The sequence below is a fragment of the Enterobacter sp. PL_is514 genome, from assembly GCF_055816715.1.
This window is the reverse complement of sequence record NZ_JBVPGN010000030.1, coordinates 253,219-273,480: the sequence shown is the minus strand read 5'-3', so window position 1 is coordinate 273,480 and position 20,262 is coordinate 253,219. Positions and strand designations below refer to the sequence as shown.

Annotated in this window: 18 protein-coding genes; 16 read left to right on the top strand and 2 right to left on the bottom strand. The window is 59.0% G+C overall.

What is annotated here, in order from left to right:
• The first annotated feature begins 58 nt into the window (after window positions 1–58).
• The gene (locus tag AC0TNG_RS10550; RefSeq protein ID WP_024906927.1) at window positions 59–460 is read left to right on the top strand and encodes a MarR family winged helix-turn-helix transcriptional regulator; all 402 of its coding nucleotides are present in this window, start codon (window positions 59–61) and stop codon (window positions 458–460) included.
• Window positions 461–570: 110 nt separating this feature from the next.
• Window positions 571–1,581: an aldo/keto reductase gene (locus AC0TNG_RS10545; RefSeq protein ID WP_024906928.1), complete on the top strand. Its 1,011-nt coding sequence runs from the start codon at window positions 571–573 to the stop codon at window positions 1,579–1,581.
• A 99-nt stretch (window positions 1,582–1,680) separates the two neighbouring features.
• Here the strand turns inward: AC0TNG_RS10545 and eamB are convergent, their stop codons facing one another.
• On the bottom strand, window positions 1,681–2,268 hold the full coding sequence (gene eamB, locus AC0TNG_RS10540) for a cysteine/O-acetylserine transporter (RefSeq protein ID WP_024906929.1): 588 nt from the start codon (window positions 2,266–2,268) through the stop codon (window positions 1,681–1,683).
• 105 nt (window positions 2,269–2,373) lie between these two features.
• Here eamB and AC0TNG_RS10535 point away from each other — a divergent pair, with 105 nt between their 5' ends.
• From AC0TNG_RS10535 to AC0TNG_RS10520, 4 genes are all read left to right on the top strand, one after another.
• On the top strand, window positions 2,374–3,252 hold the full coding sequence (locus tag AC0TNG_RS10535) for a LysR family transcriptional regulator (RefSeq protein WP_024906930.1): 879 nt from the start codon (window positions 2,374–2,376) through the stop codon (window positions 3,250–3,252).
• Window positions 3,253–3,799: 547 nt separating this feature from the next.
• Entirely contained in the window at window positions 3,800–4,135 is a 336-nt protein-coding gene (locus AC0TNG_RS10530; protein WP_323138570.1) for a YcgJ family protein, read from the top strand.
• A 204-nt stretch (window positions 4,136–4,339) separates the two neighbouring features.
• Window positions 4,340–5,536, top strand: a complete 1,197-nt coding sequence (locus tag AC0TNG_RS10525) for an NAD(P)/FAD-dependent oxidoreductase (protein ID WP_473713466.1) — start codon at window positions 4,340–4,342, stop codon at window positions 5,534–5,536.
• Window positions 5,536–5,916, top strand: coding sequence for a DUF1641 domain-containing protein (locus AC0TNG_RS10520; RefSeq protein ID WP_417927679.1), 381 nt, complete (start codon window positions 5,536–5,538; stop codon window positions 5,914–5,916). The genes AC0TNG_RS10525 and AC0TNG_RS10520 overlap by 1 nt, the downstream gene beginning before the upstream one ends.
• A 70-nt stretch (window positions 5,917–5,986) precedes the next feature.
• Here AC0TNG_RS10520 and AC0TNG_RS10515 read toward each other — a convergent pair whose 3' ends face one another.
• Entirely contained in the window at window positions 5,987–6,820 is an 834-nt protein-coding gene (locus AC0TNG_RS10515; protein ID WP_023338648.1) for a MurR/RpiR family transcriptional regulator, read from the bottom strand.
• Between the two features lie 292 nt (window positions 6,821–7,112).
• On the opposite strand from AC0TNG_RS10515, the gene AC0TNG_RS10510 reads away from it, so the two are divergent.
• The 10 genes from AC0TNG_RS10510 to iolB all read left to right on the top strand — a co-directional run bounded on the left by AC0TNG_RS10510 (window position 7,113) and on the right by iolB (window position 20,235).
• Entirely contained in the window at window positions 7,113–8,618 is a 1,506-nt protein-coding gene (locus tag AC0TNG_RS10510) for a CoA-acylating methylmalonate-semialdehyde dehydrogenase (RefSeq protein ID WP_420278576.1), read from the top strand.
• 11 nt (window positions 8,619–8,629) lie between these two features.
• On the top strand, window positions 8,630–10,555 hold the full coding sequence (gene iolD, locus AC0TNG_RS10505; RefSeq protein WP_473713465.1) for a 3D-(3,5/4)-trihydroxycyclohexane-1,2-dione acylhydrolase (decyclizing): 1,926 nt from the start codon (window positions 8,630–8,632) through the stop codon (window positions 10,553–10,555).
• A gap of 301 nt (window positions 10,556–10,856) precedes the next feature.
• Window positions 10,857–11,843, top strand: a complete 987-nt coding sequence (gene iolG, locus AC0TNG_RS10500; protein ID WP_473713464.1) for an inositol 2-dehydrogenase — start codon at window positions 10,857–10,859, stop codon at window positions 11,841–11,843.
• Window positions 11,844–11,874: 31 nt separating this feature from the next.
• Window positions 11,875–12,804 carry a sugar ABC transporter substrate-binding protein gene (locus tag AC0TNG_RS10495; protein WP_008502118.1) on the top strand — a complete coding sequence of 310 codons (930 nt, stop codon included), beginning with the start codon at window positions 11,875–11,877 and terminating at the stop codon, window positions 12,802–12,804.
• A gap of 48 nt (window positions 12,805–12,852) precedes the next feature.
• The gene (locus tag AC0TNG_RS10490) at window positions 12,853–14,400 is read left to right on the top strand and encodes a sugar ABC transporter ATP-binding protein (protein ID WP_024907543.1); all 1,548 of its coding nucleotides are present in this window, start codon (window positions 12,853–12,855) and stop codon (window positions 14,398–14,400) included.
• 11 nt (window positions 14,401–14,411) lie between these two features.
• Window positions 14,412–15,440, top strand: coding sequence for an ABC transporter permease (locus AC0TNG_RS10485; RefSeq protein WP_473713463.1), 1,029 nt, complete (start codon window positions 14,412–14,414; stop codon window positions 15,438–15,440).
• Window positions 15,441–15,448: 8 nt separating this feature from the next.
• Window positions 15,449–16,582, top strand: a complete 1,134-nt coding sequence (locus tag AC0TNG_RS10480; RefSeq protein ID WP_473713462.1) for a Gfo/Idh/MocA family protein — start codon at window positions 15,449–15,451, stop codon at window positions 16,580–16,582.
• A gap of 12 nt (window positions 16,583–16,594) precedes the next feature.
• Window positions 16,595–18,499: a bifunctional 5-dehydro-2-deoxygluconokinase/5-dehydro-2-deoxyphosphogluconate aldolase gene (locus AC0TNG_RS10475; protein WP_473713461.1), complete on the top strand. Its 1,905-nt coding sequence runs from the start codon at window positions 16,595–16,597 to the stop codon at window positions 18,497–18,499.
• Window positions 18,500–18,510: 11 nt separating this feature from the next.
• Window positions 18,511–19,401, top strand: coding sequence for a myo-inosose-2 dehydratase (gene iolE / locus AC0TNG_RS10470; protein WP_032675314.1), 891 nt, complete (start codon window positions 18,511–18,513; stop codon window positions 19,399–19,401).
• A 9-nt stretch (window positions 19,402–19,410) separates the two neighbouring features.
• A complete protein-coding gene (gene iolB / locus AC0TNG_RS10465) occupies window positions 19,411–20,235 on the top strand; it encodes a 5-deoxy-glucuronate isomerase (protein ID WP_090420154.1) in 825 nt (274 codons plus the stop codon).
• Window positions 20,236–20,262: the final 27 nt, after the last annotated feature.

Sequence of the window (20,262 nt, the reverse complement as noted above, 5' to 3'; positions counted from 1 at the left end):
ATGCGGGTATACGCTCTTAAATCCCTTTTGTTATCTGATCTTGATATGGGCACTGGATATGAGTTCTCCCTGCTACTGTAAAAATCTGCGTGATTTCACACGTAAGATGACCGCGATTTACGATGCCGAGCTGGATGCCTATGGCATCAATATTGCTCAGTATTCGTTGATGAGGCTGGTGATAAACAATAATCCCGTAAGCCTTACCCGGCTCGGTGATATCGCCGGGCTGGATCGTTCTACGGTAGGACGAAACGTCACCGTTCTGGCGCGTCAGGGGTGGTTGCAGGTTGACCGTGATGGTATGGACAAAAGGCAGCAGCAGGTCTCTATCACCCCTGAAGGTGAAGCGCTTATCAGAGACGCGTTTCCGTCCTGGCAGCGCTGCCAGCACATCATTGAAGAACGTCTTGGCGCGGACAACGTCATGGCGCTGCAGAACATTTTTCACCAAATCTGAATTGCAGGTTGTCAGCGTAAAAGAATAAGATGATATATGGGTATATACCCGCTAATCCAGGTCTCCTTCAAAGACATGGTAAATCATAAACATAAGCAAGAGGTGACAATGTGAAATATCAGATCCTTGGCAATACAGGCGTTCGAGTCTCTTCAGTAGCCCTGGGAACGGCAAATTTTGGCATGCGGTGGGGATACGGCGCATCGTTAGACGAAAGTCGGGCGATTTTAGATGCTTTTGCAGAGGATGGCGGTAACTTTATAGATACGGCTGATGTGTATCAGTTCGGTGAATCAGAAGAGTTTCTGGGGGCCCTCCTTCAGGGACGCAGAGAGAATTTCTTTCTTGCGACAAAATATTCGAGCGGCGCATCTAAAGCAGCTGGCGGGCTGGTTACAGGCAACAGTCGCCGGGCGATGGTGTCTTCGGTGGAGTCGAGTCTGAAGCGGCTTAAAACCGATCGTATCGATTTATACTGGGTTCATCATCCTGACGATATTACGCCGTCAGAAGAACTGGTACGGGGGCTTGAAGATCTGTCCAGAGCCGGAAAAATTCTTTACGCCGGTTTGTCCAATTTTTCGGCCTGGCGGCTGGCACGCGCAGCAACGCTTGCCGAGCTGTCTCGCGCGGTGCCGATTGTCGCCTCTCAGTTCCAGTACAGTCTGGTTTCACGTCAGCCCGAACGTGACATGCTGAAAGCCTGTCAGGCGCTGCAGATAACACCCATAACCTGGTCCCCGCTGGGCGGTGGAATGCTCACAGGCAAATACCGCGCCGGTGAAAAAGGCAGGGCAGAAGGGATGGGCGGAAAGGTATTCCAGGCGGAAAACAACGAACAGCGGAGCGCCATTCTTGACGAGGTTCTGGCTATAGCCACTGAAAACGGGGCAAGCCCGGACCAGGTAGCTATTGCCTGGGTTGCTGCACAGGAATGTATCCCTATTATTGGCCCCCGGACCCAGGCGCAGTACGTCAGTAATGTGGGGTTTTCAGGGGCGAATCTCACAGAGGCACAAATCGACAGGCTGAACAGCGTCAGCCAGTTTGACAATGACATTAAAACTGCCCCCGTGCAGGCATTACTGGGGCATGTTATACCGGGTAAACCCGTGGCATAACATTAGGGCTATAGCCCTGGGGGATAAACTGACATCAGAACTGTTGTCAGTTTATCCGACTGAAATGACGGGAACAGGATCAAGCGAACTGTATGTGTTTCACAACAACATATCCACTGCGACCAGTACCAGTGCCCCTGCAAGGATCCTATTGACCAGGCGACCGTGCTGGCGAAGAAGCGCCTGAAAAAGGTGTCCTGCTGCCGCCCAGCAGAGGTTGCCAAAAACACCGATCAAAGCCAGCAGAACGCTGATCAGAATAATCCAGACCTGACTGCTGGTATAGGGAATGACGAAAGTAGAGAGCGCCGTTACTCCATAAAGGATGATTTTTACATTCGCAAACTGCAGTAAAAAACTGGTTCTGAAGCTCAGTGGGACGTCAGAACGGGTGTTATTTGCAGGCTGGCTTCGGGCTATTTTCAGTGCCAGCCAGAGAATATAAATCACGCCTAACCAGGTCAGCCAGTGGGTTACGGAAGGCAGTGTCCGGGTTATCGCCACGGTAAATAAGGCGCACAGGAGCATAATAATGAGAAATCCAGCCCCCATGCCAGCCAGTGGACGTAGGCTTTTATGAAACCCGTGAGTATGCACGCAGCTCAGAGCCAGAATGTTATTAGGACCTGGGGTAAGTGCAGTGATGAAAGTATAAGCCAGAAAAGCGCCAGCAATTGAAAGTGACATAATAACTCCTCTTTTTTTTTTAATTTAGAGGATGCCAATAAGAAAAAATATTGAATGTTTTCGCATTCATGATTCAACATTATGAATACTTCACAGGAGACAATCTTGGACTTACGTCGTTTGTTAACCCTCAGGACCATTCTGGAAGAAGGATCGTTTGCCAAAGCAGCCAGTAAACTTTGCTGTACGCAGTCAACGGTTACATTTCAGATCAGACAACTTGAGGCCGAATACGGCGTTCAGCTGTTTGAAAAAATTGGTCGCCGCATGGTGCCAACGGATGCCGCCAGGAATATGATGCCCCATATTCATGAAATGATGGTCGTTATAAATAGCATTAAGCAGGCTGTCCAGCGAAACGATGAACCGGAAGGTGAATTGCGCCTTGCCGTGGGCGAGACGCTGCTCTCCTACAAGATCCCGCAGGTGCTGAAGAGTTTTAAGAAAAGAGCGCCGAATGTGTTGCTGTCTCTGCAATCCCAGAACTGTTATACAATCCGTGACAGCTTGCTGGCCAATGAAATTGATTTGGGGATTTTCTATCGTGTGGGCAATGATGCTTCTCTCATTATGGAAAACTATGGCGAACATCCTCTCGTGCTCGTTGCCTCTCCCGAATTAGCACTGGTTGATTTCACTCGGGGAAATCAGCATATCCCCGTTAGTTTCATTATTAATGAAAAACAATGTGTATTCCGTCTGATGTTTGAATCTGTCCTCAGACAAAGAAAAATAACGATTGACTCCACCATTGAACTCATCAGCATTGAAAGCATTAAGCAGTGCGTGATGGCTAATACAGGCGTGACGTACTTACCGCGATTCACGGTGGAGAAAGAGCTGCGTGCCGGACTGTTGCAAGAACTTCCTCTGTCACCACGCCCTGAAACCCTTTCTGCAGTGTGTGCTCATCACTCAGGTAAGGTCATTACGCCAGCAATGGAGCTGTTTATTCAGTCCTTACGGGAGAGTCTGGATGCCTGATCGCTGCCCTCGTATTGCTTTGCAGGATTGCCCTGTCGGTTTTAGCAGTAGAGAGGGCTGACAATGATTAACGGCCAAAGGATGTCACGTTGGGCCGGCTCCCCGGAAGTCCAGGTACGGCTGATGACACTAGGTCAATTTTGCCTTTCATTTTCAGGAATGCGCGGCGTGCTCTGACCTGCTTCCGGTTGATTATCAGATGCCAATTTTAGTCATGGATCCCGGCTGTTATGACAAATGCGAACTTCCGCTGTTCGCTCACATCAGACCTAACCCGCCCCACAAGCCCACTCCGTGTAGAGCGAATTAGTTCAGGTCTCTAAAATCGCATGATTCACCTGAATAGGGCCCTTACAATTGCCTCCGAGCTGAACTTGCGACGAATGTTTAGGTCAACAAAAAGCTAAACGGGGCATTTCCTGTTGAAACTCAGAACCATCCGGGATATTACACCCCTTATGAATGGTTCCACCGCGCCCGGCGTAAAGCCGACACTCATTAACCAACGGAGATTATCATCTTGAACAAATCAATACTCGCATGCTCTGTGGCCGCACTGCTGGCCGTGTCCGCCATGTCCGCCCAGGCCAGGACCCCCGCCAGGCTCAAGTCGCCAGTATCGGGCGTGCTCTGCGACCGCTATGTATGCGCCAATGACAAGGGATTATCCCGCGCGTTGACAGAGACGTATCTCGGTAAGAAGGCTGCTGCAAACGAGGTGTTCACGTCGAGCAATGTCGATCTGACCGAATTCACCTTTGCCAACGGTATTTTCTGCGATGTGAAGGAGCGACTGTGCCGTGAAGATCGCTATTATGGCGCGAACGGACAGCGCTCAGGGGCGGTCTCTAAAAAGTACACAAAGCTACTCTTTGGCGAATAATGGTAATGAAAAGAGACTGCGTTATAGGGATATAAATTATACTTTGCAGTATATTTTATAAATAATGATGTGGTTATCAAAATTAAATTTCTCGTGGAAGGTTATGTTGCGGAATATTGCTCTGTTACTACGCTTTAGCTGAGCGTAACAGTGAAGCGGTCTGGTTACGTGAATTCCCATTCACTACCATGAGCGAATAAAGAAATGAAAAACCGCATAATGATTGTCGGCGGCGGCACGGGAGGAACAATTGTCGCCAACCTTCTGGCCAGGAAATTACGACGTGAAATTGCCGCCGGTCAGGTAGAGCTGGTACTGATTTCCGAATCACCAGTGCACTACTACAAACCCGCCTTTATGTACGTCGCCTTTAACCTCTTCCATCATCATGAGCTGGCCCGGCCTGAACGGCAGTTACTGAGTCCTGAAATTCAATTTATTACAGACAGGATTGAATCTTTCGATTTTAAGCAGCGTCTGCTTTACGGTGCCAGTAAGCGACAATACGACTGGGACCTGCTGGTTATCGCAACCGGCTGCACGCCTTTTACACAAAAAATCCCCGGCCTTGCCGACGCGGGCGATCATTTTTATCAATACGCGGCGGCCAGGCAATTAGCGCATAAGCTCGCCACCATCAAAAAGGGGCGAATATTTATTACCGTCTCTTTTCCTGAAACGCCGAATGTTCCCCACCAGTGCGGCATTGCCCCTATTGAAACCACGCTGATGGTTGACGACTATCTGCGCCAGCGTGGGGTGCGTAATCAGGTTGAGATTGTTTATACCTATCCGACCGTCGCGCAATTATTGCGAAACTGTCTGTTCCTGCAGCGTCCGGTGGGGGAGGCGCTGGGTGATATTTTTGCCGCTAAAGGAATACAGCATCAGCGCGGTTTTACCTTAAGCCATGTCGATCCTGACAGCAAAATTGCCTATTCCGCCGAGGGCGATTCACAGAACTTCGACATCCTGATGGCAACGCCTCCCATCAGGGCGGTCGAAGCGGTGCGTGATACGGGACTGAGTGAGGTTCAGAACGGTGAAGGCTGGCTGCCGACGGATCACCAGACGCTCGGCGTCTACGGCTTAGAAGGCGTGTATGTGATCGGCGATACCGTTGACCTCCCGATCAGTAAAGCGGGAGGGTCGTGCCACAACCAGGCGCCCATCATTGCTGACAACATTGTGGCGGAGCTGTACGGCAGACCGCCCGGAAGCGGTAACCATTATGATGGACGGGTTCAGGCCGTCGCGCAGATGGGGCTCTGGGCCGGCATGCCGTTGGTATATGACTATCGCAATGACGTGACCCCCATGCCGGCGACAAAACTGGGCGGCATGCTGCGAAACGGTTTTAACCGTGGACTGTATTGGGGCGTCGTGAGGGGGATGTTCTGATGAGTGACCAGGAACAGTTACTAAAAAGCCTTGCCCCGCTTATGGCGGGCAACCGCCTGAATAATCTGGTTGATCTGCTCGCCGTCGTCGCAGACCTGCTGGACATGGCCGATAGCGCGATGGTCGAAAAACTGGCTGGCGTTTTTGAAGATGTCGTGACCGTCGGCTGGGAAGGGGGAACCGCGCTACGCATGGCGTGGGGAGAGCAAATTAACCGGGAAGGTGATATCTCGCTTCGGCAGGTGTTCACCATGCTTAACGACCCTGATACCCGCCGCGGCATTATGCTTTTACTGCGGGTGTTACAGATTACGGGGCAACGTCTGAATTCCCTCTCTTCCGTCAGTTATTCTGATTGCCCCGAGTTAAGGAGCCGTTAATGTCTGGCTGATGCTCTTCAGGCGGTCGGGTATCGGCTATGCCTTACCCGGCCCACCAAAGTGCATTGGGCTATTTCTCCCCGCCACCTAACCGATACGCCAGCGCTACCACCAGCGACTGCACCAGGCACAGCGTTGCCGACTGAGACCGAAACGCGTCCACCTGCGCCTCTTTCACCACAAAGCAGAGATCGCTGAACGTCGCCAGCGGGCTGATTTGGCTGTCCGTAATCACAATCTGCCGCGCGCCAACGCTGGCGGCGGTTTCGCTGACCATCACCGTCTCTTCCGCGTACGGCGAGAAGCTGATCGACACCACAATGTCGCGCGCCTTAATGCGGCTAATCTGCTCGCGCAGCATGCCGCCCATGCCGTCGAGCAGGATAGGGCGGCACTCCAGATGGCTCAGGGCATAGGTAAGGTACGCGGCGACGCTAAAGGATCGACGCAGTCCGGCGATGTAGATGGTGTCGGCGTCGGCCAGCAGCTGTACCGCGCGCTCCAGCATCTCCGGTTCGGCGCGGGCGGCCAGCTGCTGCAGCGCCTGCGCGTTTGAACGGGCAAACTCCTGCAGGATATCGAGCGGCGTTTCCGGCACGGCCTCGCTCTCCATCTCGCGGAACAGCCGGGCGCGGTCGCTGTAGCTGGCGGTCTCCTCCACCAGGTTCATGCGAAACAGCTGTTTCATTTCGTTGAAGCCGGTGAAGTCAAAGGCGTTGGCAAAGCGGATCAGCGTCGAGGGCGGCACGTCGGCGCGCTCGGCAATGACGGCAACCGTATCGAAGGCCACGCTGTTGGTATTGTCCAGCACGTAGCGGGAGACCTGCTGCAGCCTCTTGCTCAGGCTATCGTAGCGATCGCGGATTTGCTGCTGCAGTTCGTTCAGGCTGGTTGCTGTCGTCATCTTATCCCCCAAATACAGTCATATGATTCTAAACGCAAAACCGCGTCTTTTAAATGTCGGCCATCCATCTGGCAGCAAAAATGAAACAGAAGCTTCAGTCATTTCCTCGCCCGAAATCCCTTAATAGCGCACGCTGCGTCAGTGGTGCTGGCTGTTAACATAAAAATCCATCCTTGATCACAATAATCATCATTTATTTTATTTCAACTTAAAATGGAATATTTGTTTCATATATAGTGGTCAGTACACAGTGTTCAGGTCACAGTCACGTATCAACAGCGAGAGGTTAAGGATGGAGACGGTAGCGAATTTTATTCACGGCGAATGTGTCACCGGTTCAGGCCAGCGCGTTCAGGCGATCTTCAACCCGGCCACCGGCGAGCAGATCCGCCAGGTGGTGATGAGTACGGCACAGGAAACGGAGCAGGCGATTGCCGCCGCGCAGCAGGCGTTTCCGGCGTGGGCGCGTCATGCTCCGCTTAAGCGCGCGCGCGTGATGTTCCGCTTCAAAGCGCTGCTGGAAGAGAACATGGATCGCCTGGCCCGCCTCATCAGCGAAGAGCACGGCAAGGTCTTCTCCGACGCGGTGGGCGAGCTGACCCGCGGCCTGGAGGTGGTGGAGTTTGCCTGCGGTATTCCGCATCTGCAAAAGGGCGAACACTCGGCGAACGTCGGTACCGGCGTTGACAGCCACTCGCTGATGCAGCCGCTCGGGGTCTGCGCCGGGATCACGCCGTTTAACTTCCCGGCTATGGTGCCGATGTGGATGTTCCCGATTGCGCTGGCGACCGGCAACACCTTCGTGCTGAAGCCGTCGGAAAAAGATCCTTCACTCGCGCTCGCGCTGGCGCAGCTGCTGAAAGAGGCCGGCCTGCCGGACGGCGTCTTCAACGTGGTGCAGGGCGATAAGGAGTCCGTTGACGTGCTCCTGACCGACCCGCGCGTGCAGGCGGTGAGCTTTGTCGGCTCCACGCCGATTGCGGAATACATTTACCAGACCGCCTCCACCCACGGTAAGCGCTGCCAGGCGCTGGGCGGCGCGAAAAATCACTGCATTTTAATGCCGGATGCGGACATGGAGATGGCGACCAACGCCATCATGGGCGCGGCCTACGGCGCGGCGGGGGAACGCTGCATGGCGCTCTCGGTGGTGCTGGCGGTGGGGGATAACACCGCCGATGACCTCTGCGCCCGGCTGGAAAAACAGATTGCCGCGCTGCGCGTCGGACCGGGTCTTGACCAGACGCCGGAAAACGAAATGGGACCGCTTATCTCCTCCGCACACCGCAGCAAGGTGCTGGGCTATATCGACAGCGGGGAAGCGCAGGGAGCGAAACTTCGCGTGGACGGTCGCGGCTTCAGCGTGAAGGGGCACGAGCAGGGTTACTTCGTCGGGCCGACGCTGTTCGATAACGTCACCCCGGAGATGACCATCTATAAAGAAGAAATTTTCGGCCCGGTGCTTTCTGTGGTGCGCGTAGCAGATTACGCCAGCGCGGTGGACCTGATTAACCGCCATGAATATGGTAATGGCTCGGCGATTTTCACCCGCGACGGCGGCTGCGCGCGCCGCTTCTGCGAAGAGGTGCAGGCGGGCATGGTGGGCGTCAACGTGCCGATCCCGGTGCCGATGGCATTCCACAGTTTCGGCGGCTGGAAGCGCTCCATCTTCGGGGCGCTCAACGTCCACGGCAACGACGGTGTGCGTTTCTACACCCGAATGAAAACCATCACCGCGCGCTGGCCGGAAATGCAGCAGGAGACAGGCGCTGCGTTCTCCATGCCGACGCTGGGCTGACAGGAGGCGTTATGCAAACCGAACGTATGACCATGGCCCAGGCGCTGGTCCGGTTCCTTAATCAACAGTACGTTAGCGTGGATGGTCACGAGATGCCCTTCGTGGAGGGCGTCGCCACCATCTTTGGACACGGCAACGTTCTGGGTATCGGCCAGGCGCTGGAGCAGGATCCCGGCCATCTGCAGGTGATGCAGGGCTGCAACGAGCAGGGCATCGCCCACATGGCGACGGGATTCGCCAAACAGCACCGCCGTCAGCGCATCTTTGCCGTCACCTCCTCCGTCGGGCCGGGCGCCGCCAATATGGTCACGGCGGCGGCAACCGCCACGGCGAACCGTATTCCGCTGCTGCTGCTTCCGGGCGATATCTACGCCAGCCGCCAGCCGGACCCGGTGCTGCAGCAGATTGAGCAGTATCACGATCTCAGCATCAGCACCAACGACTGCTTCCATCCGGTCTCCCGCTACTGGGACCGCATCAACCGTCCCGAGCAGCTGATGAGCGCGATGCTCAGCGCGATGCGAACGCTTACTGACCCGGCTGATACCGGTGCGGTGACGATTTGCCTGCCGCAGGACGTGCAGGGGGAAGCGTGGGATTACCCGCTAAGCTTCTTCGCGCGTCGCGTGCACCACATCGAGCGTCGTCCGCCCGATCCGCAGCGTCTGGCGCAGGCGCGGGCGCTGATCGCCCGCAAGCGTCGTCCGCTGGTGGTGTGCGGCGGCGGGGTGCGCTATTCCGGCGCACATGAGGCGTTTCGCGATTTTGTCGAGACGCTGCAACTGCCGTTTGCCGAAACCCAGGCCGGAAAGGGGGCGCTGGTAAGTGACCACCCACTTAACCTCGGTGGCGTAGGGGTGACGGGCGGAATGGCGGCCAACCAGCTCGCGCCGCAGGCTGACCTGGTGATTGGTATCGGCACGCGCCTGACCGACTTTACCACCGGCTCCAAGGCGCTCTTTTCCCATCCGGACGTCGAATTTCTGCTGCTGAACGTGGCCGAGTTTGACGCCCTGAAGCTGGACGCCACGGCGCTGATTGCCGACGCTCAAACCGGGCTCCAGGCATTGACCCACGCGCTCGGTGATTACCGCAGCGGCTGGGGAGAGGCGATCGCTGAGGCGAAATCCGCCTGGCGCGACGAGTGCCGTCGCCTGTGGGATCGCCAGTGGCGTCCGGACGACGCCCCTGAAGTGGCGGGGCACCTGGACGCGCAGCTGGCGGAGTACGGCGAGACGCTCAACACCCGCCTGACCCAGACGCGGGTACTGGGGCTGATCAATCAGCATATTGAAGATAACGCCATCGTGGTGGGCGCGGCCGGTTCGCTGCCAGGGGATTTACAGCGCCTCTGGCAGGTCAAAACGCCGGACAGCTATCACCTGGAGTACGGCTACTCCTGCATGGGCTACGAGATTGCGGCAGCCATCGGCGCGAAGCTTGCCCGACCCGAGCAGCCGGTTTATGCCATGGTGGGGGATGGCTCCTACATGATGCTGCACTCCGAGCTGCAAACCGCTGTGCAGGAGGGGATTAAGATCACCGTTCTGCTGTTTGATAACGCCAGCTTCGGCTGCATTAACAACCTGCAGATGGGGCATGGTATGGGCAGCTTTGGCACGGAAAACCGCCATCGCAACCCGGAAACCGGACGGCTTGACGGGCCGCTGGTGAAGGTCGATTTTGCGCAAAACGCGGAGAGCTACGGCTGCCGCGCCTGGCGGGTGCACGACGAGCAAACCCTGCTGGCGGCGCTGGAAGCGTCACGTGCCCATCCGGGCCCGACGCTGCTGGACATCAAGGTGCTGCCGAAGACCATGACCCACGACTACGCCTCCTGGTGGCGAACCGGTGATGCGCAGGTGGCGGAATCGTCTGCCGTGCGTGAAGCCGCGGAGCAAACGCAGGCGCAGGTGAAAAAAGCCCGTCAGTATTAAGATTTTCCGCCGTAACGAAATTTTCATTTCATTTTCCCCTCACCCTAACCCTCTCCCCAAAGGGGAGAGGGTATGGTGTGGTGCACTCTTTTCTCCCTCGCCCCTTTGGGGAGAGGGCCGGGGTGAGGGGAGCTGCTGTATGTCCTCCCATGTTGTGAGATTGATAACAAAATTTATCTCATTCATCTCAAAAGTGTTAACCCACACTCAAAAACATAACTTTCACTATTTATAAAAATGAAATAAATGTTTTATTTATAGGGTCGTTAGTTCACAGCATTCACCAACACCGGGAGCCGTTATGTTTAACATTGCTTTACTGGGCGCTGGCCGAATTGGCCAGGTACATGCAGCTAACATCGCCAGCCACGGCGCGACCACGCTCTGGTCCGTGGTTGACCCGAATCAGGAATTTGCCACCCGCCTCGCCGCGCAGTATCAGGCCCGCCAGCAGAGCCTGGAGGAGGCGATGACCGACCCTAACGTTCACGCCGTGCTGATCGCCTCCGCGACCGATACCCACGCCGACCTGATTGAAATGGCCGCCCGCCACGGCAAGGCCATCTTCTGCGAAAAGCCGGTCCACCTTGACCTCGCCCGCGTGCGCGACTGCCTGAAGGTGGTCAAAGAGTACGACGTGCCGCTGTTTATCGGCTTTAACCGCCGCTTTGACCCGCAGTTCCGCCGCGTGAAAACCGACGTGCAGGCCGGGCGCATCGGCAAGCCGGAATCGCTGCTCATCATCTCCCGCGACCCGTCTCCACCGCCTGCGGAGTACGTGCGCGTCTCCGGCGGCATGTTCCGCGATATGACCATTCACGACTTTGACATGGCCCGCTTCATCATGGGCGAAGAGCCGGTGTCGGTGTATGCCCAGGGCAGCAACCTGGTCGATCCGGCGATTGGCGAGTCGGGGGACATCGATACCGCGTTTATCGTCCTGAAATACGCTTCCGGCGCGATGGCGACCATCGTTAACAGCCGCCGTTCATCTTACGGCTACGACCAGCGCCTGGAGCTGCACGGCTCCGAAGGGCTGCTGTGCGCGGGCAACATTCTGGAAAACCAGGTGCAGCACTACGGCAAACAGGGCTGCACCAGCGCGCTGCCGGAACACTTCTTCCTGCAGCGCTACAAATCCGCTTACGCCGCGGAATGGGAACACTTTGTTGCGGTCCTGCGCGGCGAAGCGGTACCTGACTGCAGCGGCGATGATGGTGAACGTGCGCTGTACCTTGCGGATAAAGCGCTGGAGTCGTTGCGTACCCAGCGCGAGATCGTCCTCTAAACACAACAACCCTACACAGAGAGACATAATAATGAAAAAACTGATCGTAGCCGCCCTCATCGCCATGACGTCCGGGGCCGCCCTCGCCGAAAACGAGCAAATTGTTTTCAGTACGCCAAACCTGGCCATGCCGTTTGAAGTTCACATGCAGCGCACGGCGGTGAAAGCCGCAAAAGAGATGGGCGTGAAGCTTCAGGTGCTGGACGGGCAGGGCAGCTCGCCGAAGCAGGTGGCTGACCTGGAAAACGCCATCACCCGCGGGGCGCAGGGCTTTATCGTCTCCCCGAATGACGTGAACGCGGTCTCCAGCGCGGTGGATGAAATTCAGGATGCGAAGCTGCCGGTGGTCACCCTTGACCGCTCCGTCGACAGCCAGAAGAAGGTGCCGCACTTTGGCGCCAACAACTACAAGGGCGGCCAGGCGATTGGCGACTTCGTCAAAACCAAATTCCCGGACGGGGCGGAAATCATTCTGCTGACCGGCCAGCCGGGCTCCTCCTCCAACATCGAACGCACTAAAGGGATCCGCGACAGCCTGAAGGCGGGCGGGGATAAGTACAAGATCGTCGCCGATCAGACCGGCAACTGGATGCGTTCTGAAGGGATGCGCATCGTGGAAAGCGTGCTGCCCTCTCTGCCGAAACGCCCGCAGGTAATCCTCTCTGCTAACGACGACATGGCGCTGGGGGCGATTGAAGCGCTGCAGAGCCAGGGCGTGAAGCCGGGCGAAATTCTGGTCACCGGCTTTGATGCGGTGCCGGAAGCGCTTGCCCGCGTGCGCGACGGCTGGCTGGCGGTGACGGCGGACCAGCGTCCGGGCTTTGCGGTGCAGACGGCGATGAGCCAGCTGGTGGCCAACGTGCGTGAGAAGAAAGCCATCACCGGTGCCGACTACCCGCCGACGCTGATCACCAAAGAGAACCTGCAGCAGGCTGAGCGTATCGGTGAGGCCGGTAACTAATATGTCCCGAGCCGCCTCTGGCGGCTCATCATGAGGAGGAGCAGACTGATGTCGCAACCCTTACTGAAAGTGACCGACCTGGCAAAAAGCTTTTCCGGCGTCTGGGCGTTAAGCAGCGCCCAGCTGACCGTCGGCGCGGGCGAGATCCACGCCCTGCTGGGGGAAAACGGGGCGGGTAAATCCACGCTGCTGAAGGCGCTCGCGGGGGCGCAGCCGCAAACCCGCGGGGATATCTGGTTCAACGGCGAAACGCTGCCGGTGGACGACTCCCCGGTGGAACGGCAGAACAAGGGCATTATCACCATCTATCAGGAATTCAACCTGCTGCCCAACATGACCGTCGCGGAAAACATGTTTCTCGGGCGCGAGCCGCGTAAACGTAACCTGATCGTCGACGAAAAGGCGGTTAACCAGGAGGCGCAGGTCATTCTCGATTACCTGCAGCTGAACGTTGCGCCGACCACGCCTGTCGCCCGCCTGAGCGTCGCCCAGCAGCAGATGGTGGAGATCGCCCGGGCGCTGACCCTCAACGCCCGGTTAATCATTATGGACGAACCTTCCGCCGCGCTGAGCGATAGCGAGGTGGAAAGCCTGCACCGCGTGGTGCGCGAGCTCAAAAACCGCGGCGTGAGCATTATTTACGTTACCCACCGTCTGCACGAAGTTTTCCAGCTCTGCGATCGCTTCACCGTTTTCCAGGACGGCCGTTTCACCGGCACCGGCGCGGTGGCGGAGACCAACGTCGAACAGCTCATCCGCCTGATGGTCGGACGCGACGTGGCCTTTAACCGTCGTCCCGCCAGCGAAACGCATCATGAGGACAAACCCGTCCGCCTGGCGGTGAAGGGGCTGAGCCGCGAAAAGCCGCCGCTGGATCCGCACGGCATCGCCCTGCACGACATCAGCTTCCACGTCCACGCCGGGGAGGTCTTAGGCATTGCCGGGCTGGTGGGCGCCGGGCGCACCGAGGTGGCGCGCTGCCTGTTTGGCGCGGACGCGTTTACCGCCGGGAGCTTTGAGCTGGACGGCGTACCGTACCAGCCGCGCGACCCGCTCTATGCCCTCGACCAGGGTGTGGCGCTGGTACCGGAAGACCGCAAAAAAGAGGGGGCGGTGCTGGGACTGTCGATTCGCGACAACCTGTCGCTCTCCTGCCTCTCCTCGCTGCTGCAGTGGCGCTGGTTCGTGAACACCCGCAAAGAGGACGATCTGATCGAGTCCTACCGCAAAGCGCTGCAGATCAAAATGGTCAACAGCGCGCAGGAGGTGCGCAAGCTCTCCGGCGGTAACCAGCAAAAGGTGATCCTCGCGCGCTGCATGGCGCTCAACCCGCGGGTGCTGATCGTCGATGAGCCGACGCGCGGCATCGACGTGGGGACCAAATCGGAAGTGCACCAGGTGCTGTTTGACATGGCGAAAAAGGGCGTGGCGGTGATCGTGATCTCCTCCGATCTGCCTGAAGTGATGGCGGTGTCAGACCGGATCATCACCCTCAGCGAAGGCCGGGTGACCGGCGAGATCCATGGTGACGACGCTAACGAAGAACGGCTGATGACGATGATGGCCATCAACCACAACGCCCTGAACGCGGCATAACGGAGTTTCTCATGACGCAGATGATTTCTAAAACGCAGGCCCCGGTCAAACGCGCCGGACGCATCGATCCCATCGCCTTCTTCGAGCGCTTCGGGGTACTGATTTTCATGATCCTGCTGCTGATCTTCTTCCAGTCGCAGAACAGCAACTTTTTCTCTGAACGCAATATTTTCAACATACTGACCGAAGTTTCCATCTACGGGATCATGGCTGTGGGGATGACCTTTGTCATCCTGACCGCCGGGATTGACCTCTCCGTGGGCTCCATTCTGGCGGTCTGCGCCATGACCGCGGCGTACGTGATTAAGGGCGACAACTTCACCACCGTCGATCCGAACGCCTGGGGCGGCATGAGCTGGCTGATTGGGCTGGGGATTTGTCTGGCGATGGGCACGGCGATTGGCTTCCTGCACGGTCTGGGCGTGACCCGCCTGCGCCTTCCGCCGTTCATCGTGACCCTCGGCGGGATGACCATCTGGCGCGGCCTGACGCTGGTGATCAACGACGGCGCGCCGATTGCCGGTTTCGATCAGGGCTACCGCTGGTGGGGGCGCGGGGAGCTGCTCGGCATCTCCATTCCGATCTGGATCTTCGCCATCGTCGCCCTCGGCGGCTATCTGGCGCTGCATAAAACCCGCTGGGGCCGCTTCGTCTACGCCATCGGCGGTAACCCGGAGGCGGCGCGCCTGGCGGGGGTGAACGTCAAGCGCGTGCTGGCCAGCGTCTACGTGCTGATTGGCTGCCTGGCGGGGCTGGCGGGCTTCATTCTGAGCGCGCGTCTGGGGAGCGCCGAGGCGGTGGCCGGGATCTCCTTTGAGCTGCGCGTCATCGCCTCGGTGGTGATTGGCGGCACCTCGCTGATGGGTGGCTACGGGCGCATCGGCGGCACCATTATCGGCTCCATCATCATGGGGATTCTGATTAACGGCCTGGTGCTGATGAACGTCTCGGCCTATTACCAGCAGATTATCACCGGATTAATTATCGTTCTGGCGGTGGCGTTTGATACCTACGCCAAGAGCCGTCGCGGCGCACTGTGAGGATCACGATGAAAGAGGTTCGTATTGGATTGATTGGCACCGGGTATATCGGCAAGGCGCACGCTATCGCCTATGCCCAGGCCCCGACGGTGTTCAACCTGCGTGGCAGGCTGGTGCGCGAGATGGTGGCGGAAGTCACGCCGGAGCTGGCGGCAGCGCGCGCGCAGGCGTTTGGCTTCAACCGCTCCACCGGCGACTGGCGGGCGCTGGTGGCCGACCCGGCGATTGACGTTGTGGATATTTGCTCACCCAACCATCTGCATAAGGAGATGGCGCTGGAGGCGATCCGCCACGGCAAGCACGTCTACTCGGAGAAGCCGCTGGCGCTGAACGCCCACGACGCGCGCGAGATGGTCGACGCCGCGAAGCGGGCCGGGGTGAAAACGCTGGTGGGGTTCAACTACATGAAAAACCCGACGGCGCAGCTGGCGAAGGAGATTATTGCCCGCGGCGAGATTGGCGAGGTGATCCACTTCTACGGCACCCACAACGAAGACTATATGGCCGACCCGCGCTCGCCCATTCACTGGCACTGCTTTAAAGAGACCGCCGGGCTGGGGGCGCTGGGCGACCTCGCGGCGCATATCGTCAACATGGCCCAGTACCTGGTCGGGGAGATTGAGCAGGTCTGCGGCGACCTGAAGATCGTGGTCCCGGAACGCCCGGCGAAGGCCGGCTCGTCGGACATGGTTGCCGTCGAAAACGAGGATCAGGCCCACGCGATGGTGCGCTTCGCGGGCGGGGCGCAGGGCGTGATTGAAACCTCCCGCGTCGCCTGCGGCCGCAAGATGGGGCTGTCGTATGTTATTACCGGAACGAAGGGCGCCATCAGCTTCACCCAGGAGCGCATGGGCGAGCTGAAGCTCTATCTGCATGACGATCCGGTAAACCGTCAGGGGTTCCGCACCTTACTCGTCGGCCCGGCGCACCCCGACTACGCCGCGTTCTGCATGGGCGCAGGCCACGGGATTGGCTTTAACGATCAAAAAACGGTGGAGGTGCGCGACCTGGTGGACGGGATTGCCGCCGACGTGCCGATGTGGCCGGACTTCGAAGAGGGCTGGAAGGTGTCGCGCGTGCTGGACGCGATTGCGCTCTCGCACCGGGAAGGCCGCTGGCTGAACGTGAACGACATTGTCTGATGAGGTATCAACGTGGAAAAGCAGTTTGATGTGATATGCATGGGCCGCGTGGCGGTAGACCTCTACAGCCAGCAGATTGGTGCCCGTCTGGAGGACGCGTCGAGCTTCGCCAAATATCTCGGCGGGTCGTCGGGCAACGTGGCGTACGGCACCGCGCGTCAGGGTTTACGTTCGTCGATGCTGGCGCGCGTCGGCGATGAACATATGGGCCGCTTCCTGCGCGAAGAGCTCAACCAGGTGGGCTGCGATACCAGCCATCTGATCACCGATAAAGACCGCCTCACGGCGCTGGTGCTACTCGGCATTAAAGACCGGGACACCTTTCCTCTTATTTTTTATCGCGATAACTGCGCGGATATGGCGATTACCGCCAGCGATGTGGACGAAAGCTACATTGCCTCCGCACGTTGTCTTGCCATCACCGGGACTCACCTTTCTCATCCTCAGACCCGCGAGGCGGTGCTGACAGCGCTGGGCTATGCCCGCCGTCACGGCGTGCGCACGGTACTGGACATCGACTACCGTCCGGTGCTGTGGGGGCTGACCTCCTTAGGCGACGGTGAAACGCGCTTTATCGCCGCCGATAAGGTCACCCGCGAGCTGCAGGAGGTGCTGCACCTCTTTGACGTCATTGTCGGCACCGAAGAGGAGTTTCACATTGCGGGCGGCAGCACGGAGACCCTGCAGGCGCTGGGGCAGGTGCGCTCAGTCAGTGAAGCTACGCTGGTCTGCAAACGCGGTGCGCTCGGCTGCTCGGTCTACACCGACGCCATTCCGCCCCGGCTGGACGACGGCCTGACGGTGACCGGCGTGCGCGTGGAGGTGCTGAACGTCCTCGGGGCGGGGGACGCGTTTATGTCCGGCCTGCTGCGCGGCTACCTGAACGATGAGGGCTGGGAGCAGGCGTGCCGCTACGCCAACGCCTGCGGCGCGCTGGTGGTCTCGCGCCACGGCTGCGCCCCGGCCATGCCGAGCAAAATCGAGCTGGATGACTATCTCACCCGCGCTGCGAACGTGCCGCGCCCGGATCTCGACCCGCGTCTTAACCACCTCCACCGGGTGACCACCCGCCGCCGCGAGTGGCCGGAGCTGTGCGTGATGGCCTTCGACCACCGCAGCCAGCTTGAGGATATGGCGCTGCAGTGCGGCGCGTCGCTTAAGCGCATTCCGGCGCTGAAGCAGCTGATCCTGCAGGCCAGCCGCGAGGCGGCGAGCCGCGCGGGGCTGGAGGGCAAAGCCGGTCTGCTGTGCGACGGCACCTTTGGTCAGGACGCGCTGAACGCCATCACCGGGGAAGGGTGGTGGATTGGTCGCCCCATCGAGCTGCCGGGCTCGCGTCCGCTGGAGATGGAGCATGGCAACATCGGCACCCAGCTTATCAGCTGGCCGCAGGAGCATGTGGTGAAGTGCCTGGTCTTTTTCCACCCGGAAGATGCCCACGGCCTGCGCCTGGAGCAGGAGCAGAAAATCGCCGAGGTGTACCACGCCTGCTGCCAGTCCGGGCACGAGCTGCTGCTGGAGGTGATCCTGCCTGCGACCATGCCGCGCAGCGACGAGCTCTACCTGCGCGCCATCTCCCGCTTCTACAACCTCGGCATTTACCCGGACTGGTGGAAGCTGCCGCCGCTCTCCGCCGACGGCTGGACGGCGCTGAGCGAGATTATCGAACGTCGGGACCCGCACTGCCGCGGGGTGGTGATCCTCGGTCTGGACGCCCCGGCGGAACAGCTGCGCGCCGACTTTAAAGCCGCAGCGGGGCAGACGCTGGTGAAAGGCTTCGCCGTGGGGCGCACGCTGTTTGGCGATGCCTCCCGCGCGTGGCTGAAACACGATATTGACGATGCGCAGCTGGTGGCGCGCATCCGGGACAACTACCTGCAGCTTATCGCCTGGTGGCGCGAGCGCGGACACGCATAATGGAGACGACAATGAGTGTACAACTGGGCATTAACCCGCTGACGTGGACGAATGACGATCTGCCTTCTCTCGGCGCGGAAACGTCGCTGGAGACCTGCCTGAGCGAAGGGAAAGAGGCCGGTTTCGCCGGTTTCGAGCTGGGCAATAAGTTCCCGCGCGAAGCGCGCCTGCTTGGCCCCATCCTGCAGCGCCACGACCTGCAGCTGGTCTCCGGCTGGTATTCCGGCCGCCTGCTGGAGCGCAGCGTGGAGGAGGAGATCGCCGCCGTGCAGTCCCACCTGACGCTCCTGCGCGAGCTGGGGGCGAAGGTGCTGGTCTTTGCGGAAGTGAGCGGCTGCATTCACGGCGAGCAGCAGACCCCGGTGCACCTGCGCCCGCGCTTCCCGCAGGCGCGCTGGAAGGAGTACGGCGAGAAGCTCACCGAATTTGCCCGCTACACCCAGCAGCAGGGCGTGCAGATTGCCTACCATCACCATATGGGCACGGTGATTGAGTCCGCCGACGACGTGGACAACTTGATGACCCACACCGGCGACGCGGTGGGGCTACTGCTTGATACCGGCCATCTGACCTTTGCCGGGGCCGATCCGCTGGCGGTGGCGCAGCGCTGGGCGTCGCGCATCAACCACGTTCACTGCAAAGACGTGCGCGCCGACGTGCTGGCGGACGTGAAAAACCGTAAAACCAGCTTCCTCGACGCGGTGCTGAGCGGCGTCTTTACCGTGCCGGGCGACGGCTGCGTGGATTATCCGCCGATTATGCAACTGCTGAAGGCGCAGGACTATCACGGCTGGCTGGTGGTCGAGGCGGAGCAGGATCCGGCCATCGCCCATCCGCTGACCTATGCCCGTCTGGGGTATAACAACCTGAGCCGCCTGGCGCGCGACGCCGGACTGATTTGAGGAGGGGACATGTCACGTCTGTTATCACGCTGGCAACAGCCAAACGCGGAGGGGCGCACTCAGTCCGTCACGCCGGAAAGCGCAGGGTGGGGATACGTCGGCTTTGAGGCGTATGAGCTGCAGGAGGGGCAGACGCTGACGCTGCCCGCCGTCCGCGAAGAGCGCTGCCTGGTGCTGGTGGCAGGACGCGCCTCCATCAGCACGCCTTCCGCGCAGTTTAACGACATCGGCGAGCGGATGAGCCCGTTCGAGCGCATCAAGCCGTGGGCGGTGTACGTCACCCCGCAGGAGACGGTGCAGGTGAAGGCGCTGACGACGCTGGAGCTGGCGGTCTGCGCCGCGCCGGGCAAGGGCACGCATCCGACACGGCTGATTGCCCCGCAGGATATCGCCGGCGAAGCGCGCGGTAAGGGGCACAACCAGCGCTACGTGCATAACATTCTGCCGGAAGACAAGCCCGCCGACAGCCTGCTGGTGGTGGAGGTCTGGACCAACGAGGGCTGCACCAGCTCGTACCCGAGCCACAAGCACGACACGGATAATCCGCCCCAGGAGACTTACCTGGAGGAGACCTACTACCATCGCCTCAACCCGGAGCAGGGGTTCTGCATGCAGCGGGTTTACACCGACGACAGAGCGCTGGATGAGTGTATGGCGGTCTATAACCGTGACGTGGTCATGGTGCCGAAGGGCTACCACCCGGTGGCGACGATGGCCGGGTATGACAGCTATTATCTCAACGTGATGGCCGGGCCGGTGCGCAAGTGGATGTTCACCTGGGAAGAGGACCACGCGTGGATTAATCGGGATTATCCCGCGGATGGCGGGCGCTGAGGCTGTTTTTTGCCGGGTGGCGCTGCG

Bases quoted from the DNA above. Each gene is read 5' to 3' on its own strand.
- AC0TNG_RS10515 (WP_023338648.1), bottom strand. From the start codon at position 6,820: ATGACGACAGCAACCAGCCTGAACGAACTGCAGCAGCAAATCCGCGAT.
- iolB (WP_090420154.1), top strand. From the start codon at position 19,411: ATGTCACGTCTGTTATCACGCTGGCAACAGCCAAACGCGGAGGGGCGC.
- AC0TNG_RS10510 (WP_420278576.1), top strand. From the start codon at position 7,113: ATGGAGACGGTAGCGAATTTTATTCACGGCGAATGTGTCACCGGTTCA.
- AC0TNG_RS10490 (WP_024907543.1), top strand. From the start codon at position 12,853: ATGTCGCAACCCTTACTGAAAGTGACCGACCTGGCAAAAAGCTTTTCC.
- AC0TNG_RS10480 (WP_473713462.1), top strand. From the start codon at position 15,449: ATGAAAGAGGTTCGTATTGGATTGATTGGCACCGGGTATATCGGCAAG.
- eamB (WP_024906929.1), bottom strand. From the start codon at position 2,268: ATGTCACTTTCAATTGCTGGCGCTTTTCTGGCTTATACTTTCATCACT.
- AC0TNG_RS10525 (WP_473713466.1), top strand. From the start codon at position 4,340: ATGAAAAACCGCATAATGATTGTCGGCGGCGGCACGGGAGGAACAATT.
- AC0TNG_RS10495 (WP_008502118.1), top strand. From the start codon at position 11,875: ATGAAAAAACTGATCGTAGCCGCCCTCATCGCCATGACGTCCGGGGCC.
- iolE (WP_032675314.1), top strand. From the start codon at position 18,511: ATGAGTGTACAACTGGGCATTAACCCGCTGACGTGGACGAATGACGAT.
- iolD (WP_473713465.1), top strand. From the start codon at position 8,630: ATGCAAACCGAACGTATGACCATGGCCCAGGCGCTGGTCCGGTTCCTT.
- AC0TNG_RS10520 (WP_417927679.1), top strand. From the start codon at position 5,536: ATGAGTGACCAGGAACAGTTACTAAAAAGCCTTGCCCCGCTTATGGCG.
- iolG (WP_473713464.1), top strand. From the start codon at position 10,857: ATGTTTAACATTGCTTTACTGGGCGCTGGCCGAATTGGCCAGGTACAT.
- AC0TNG_RS10550 (WP_024906927.1), top strand. From the start codon at position 59: ATGAGTTCTCCCTGCTACTGTAAAAATCTGCGTGATTTCACACGTAAG.
- AC0TNG_RS10485 (WP_473713463.1), top strand. From the start codon at position 14,412: ATGACGCAGATGATTTCTAAAACGCAGGCCCCGGTCAAACGCGCCGGA.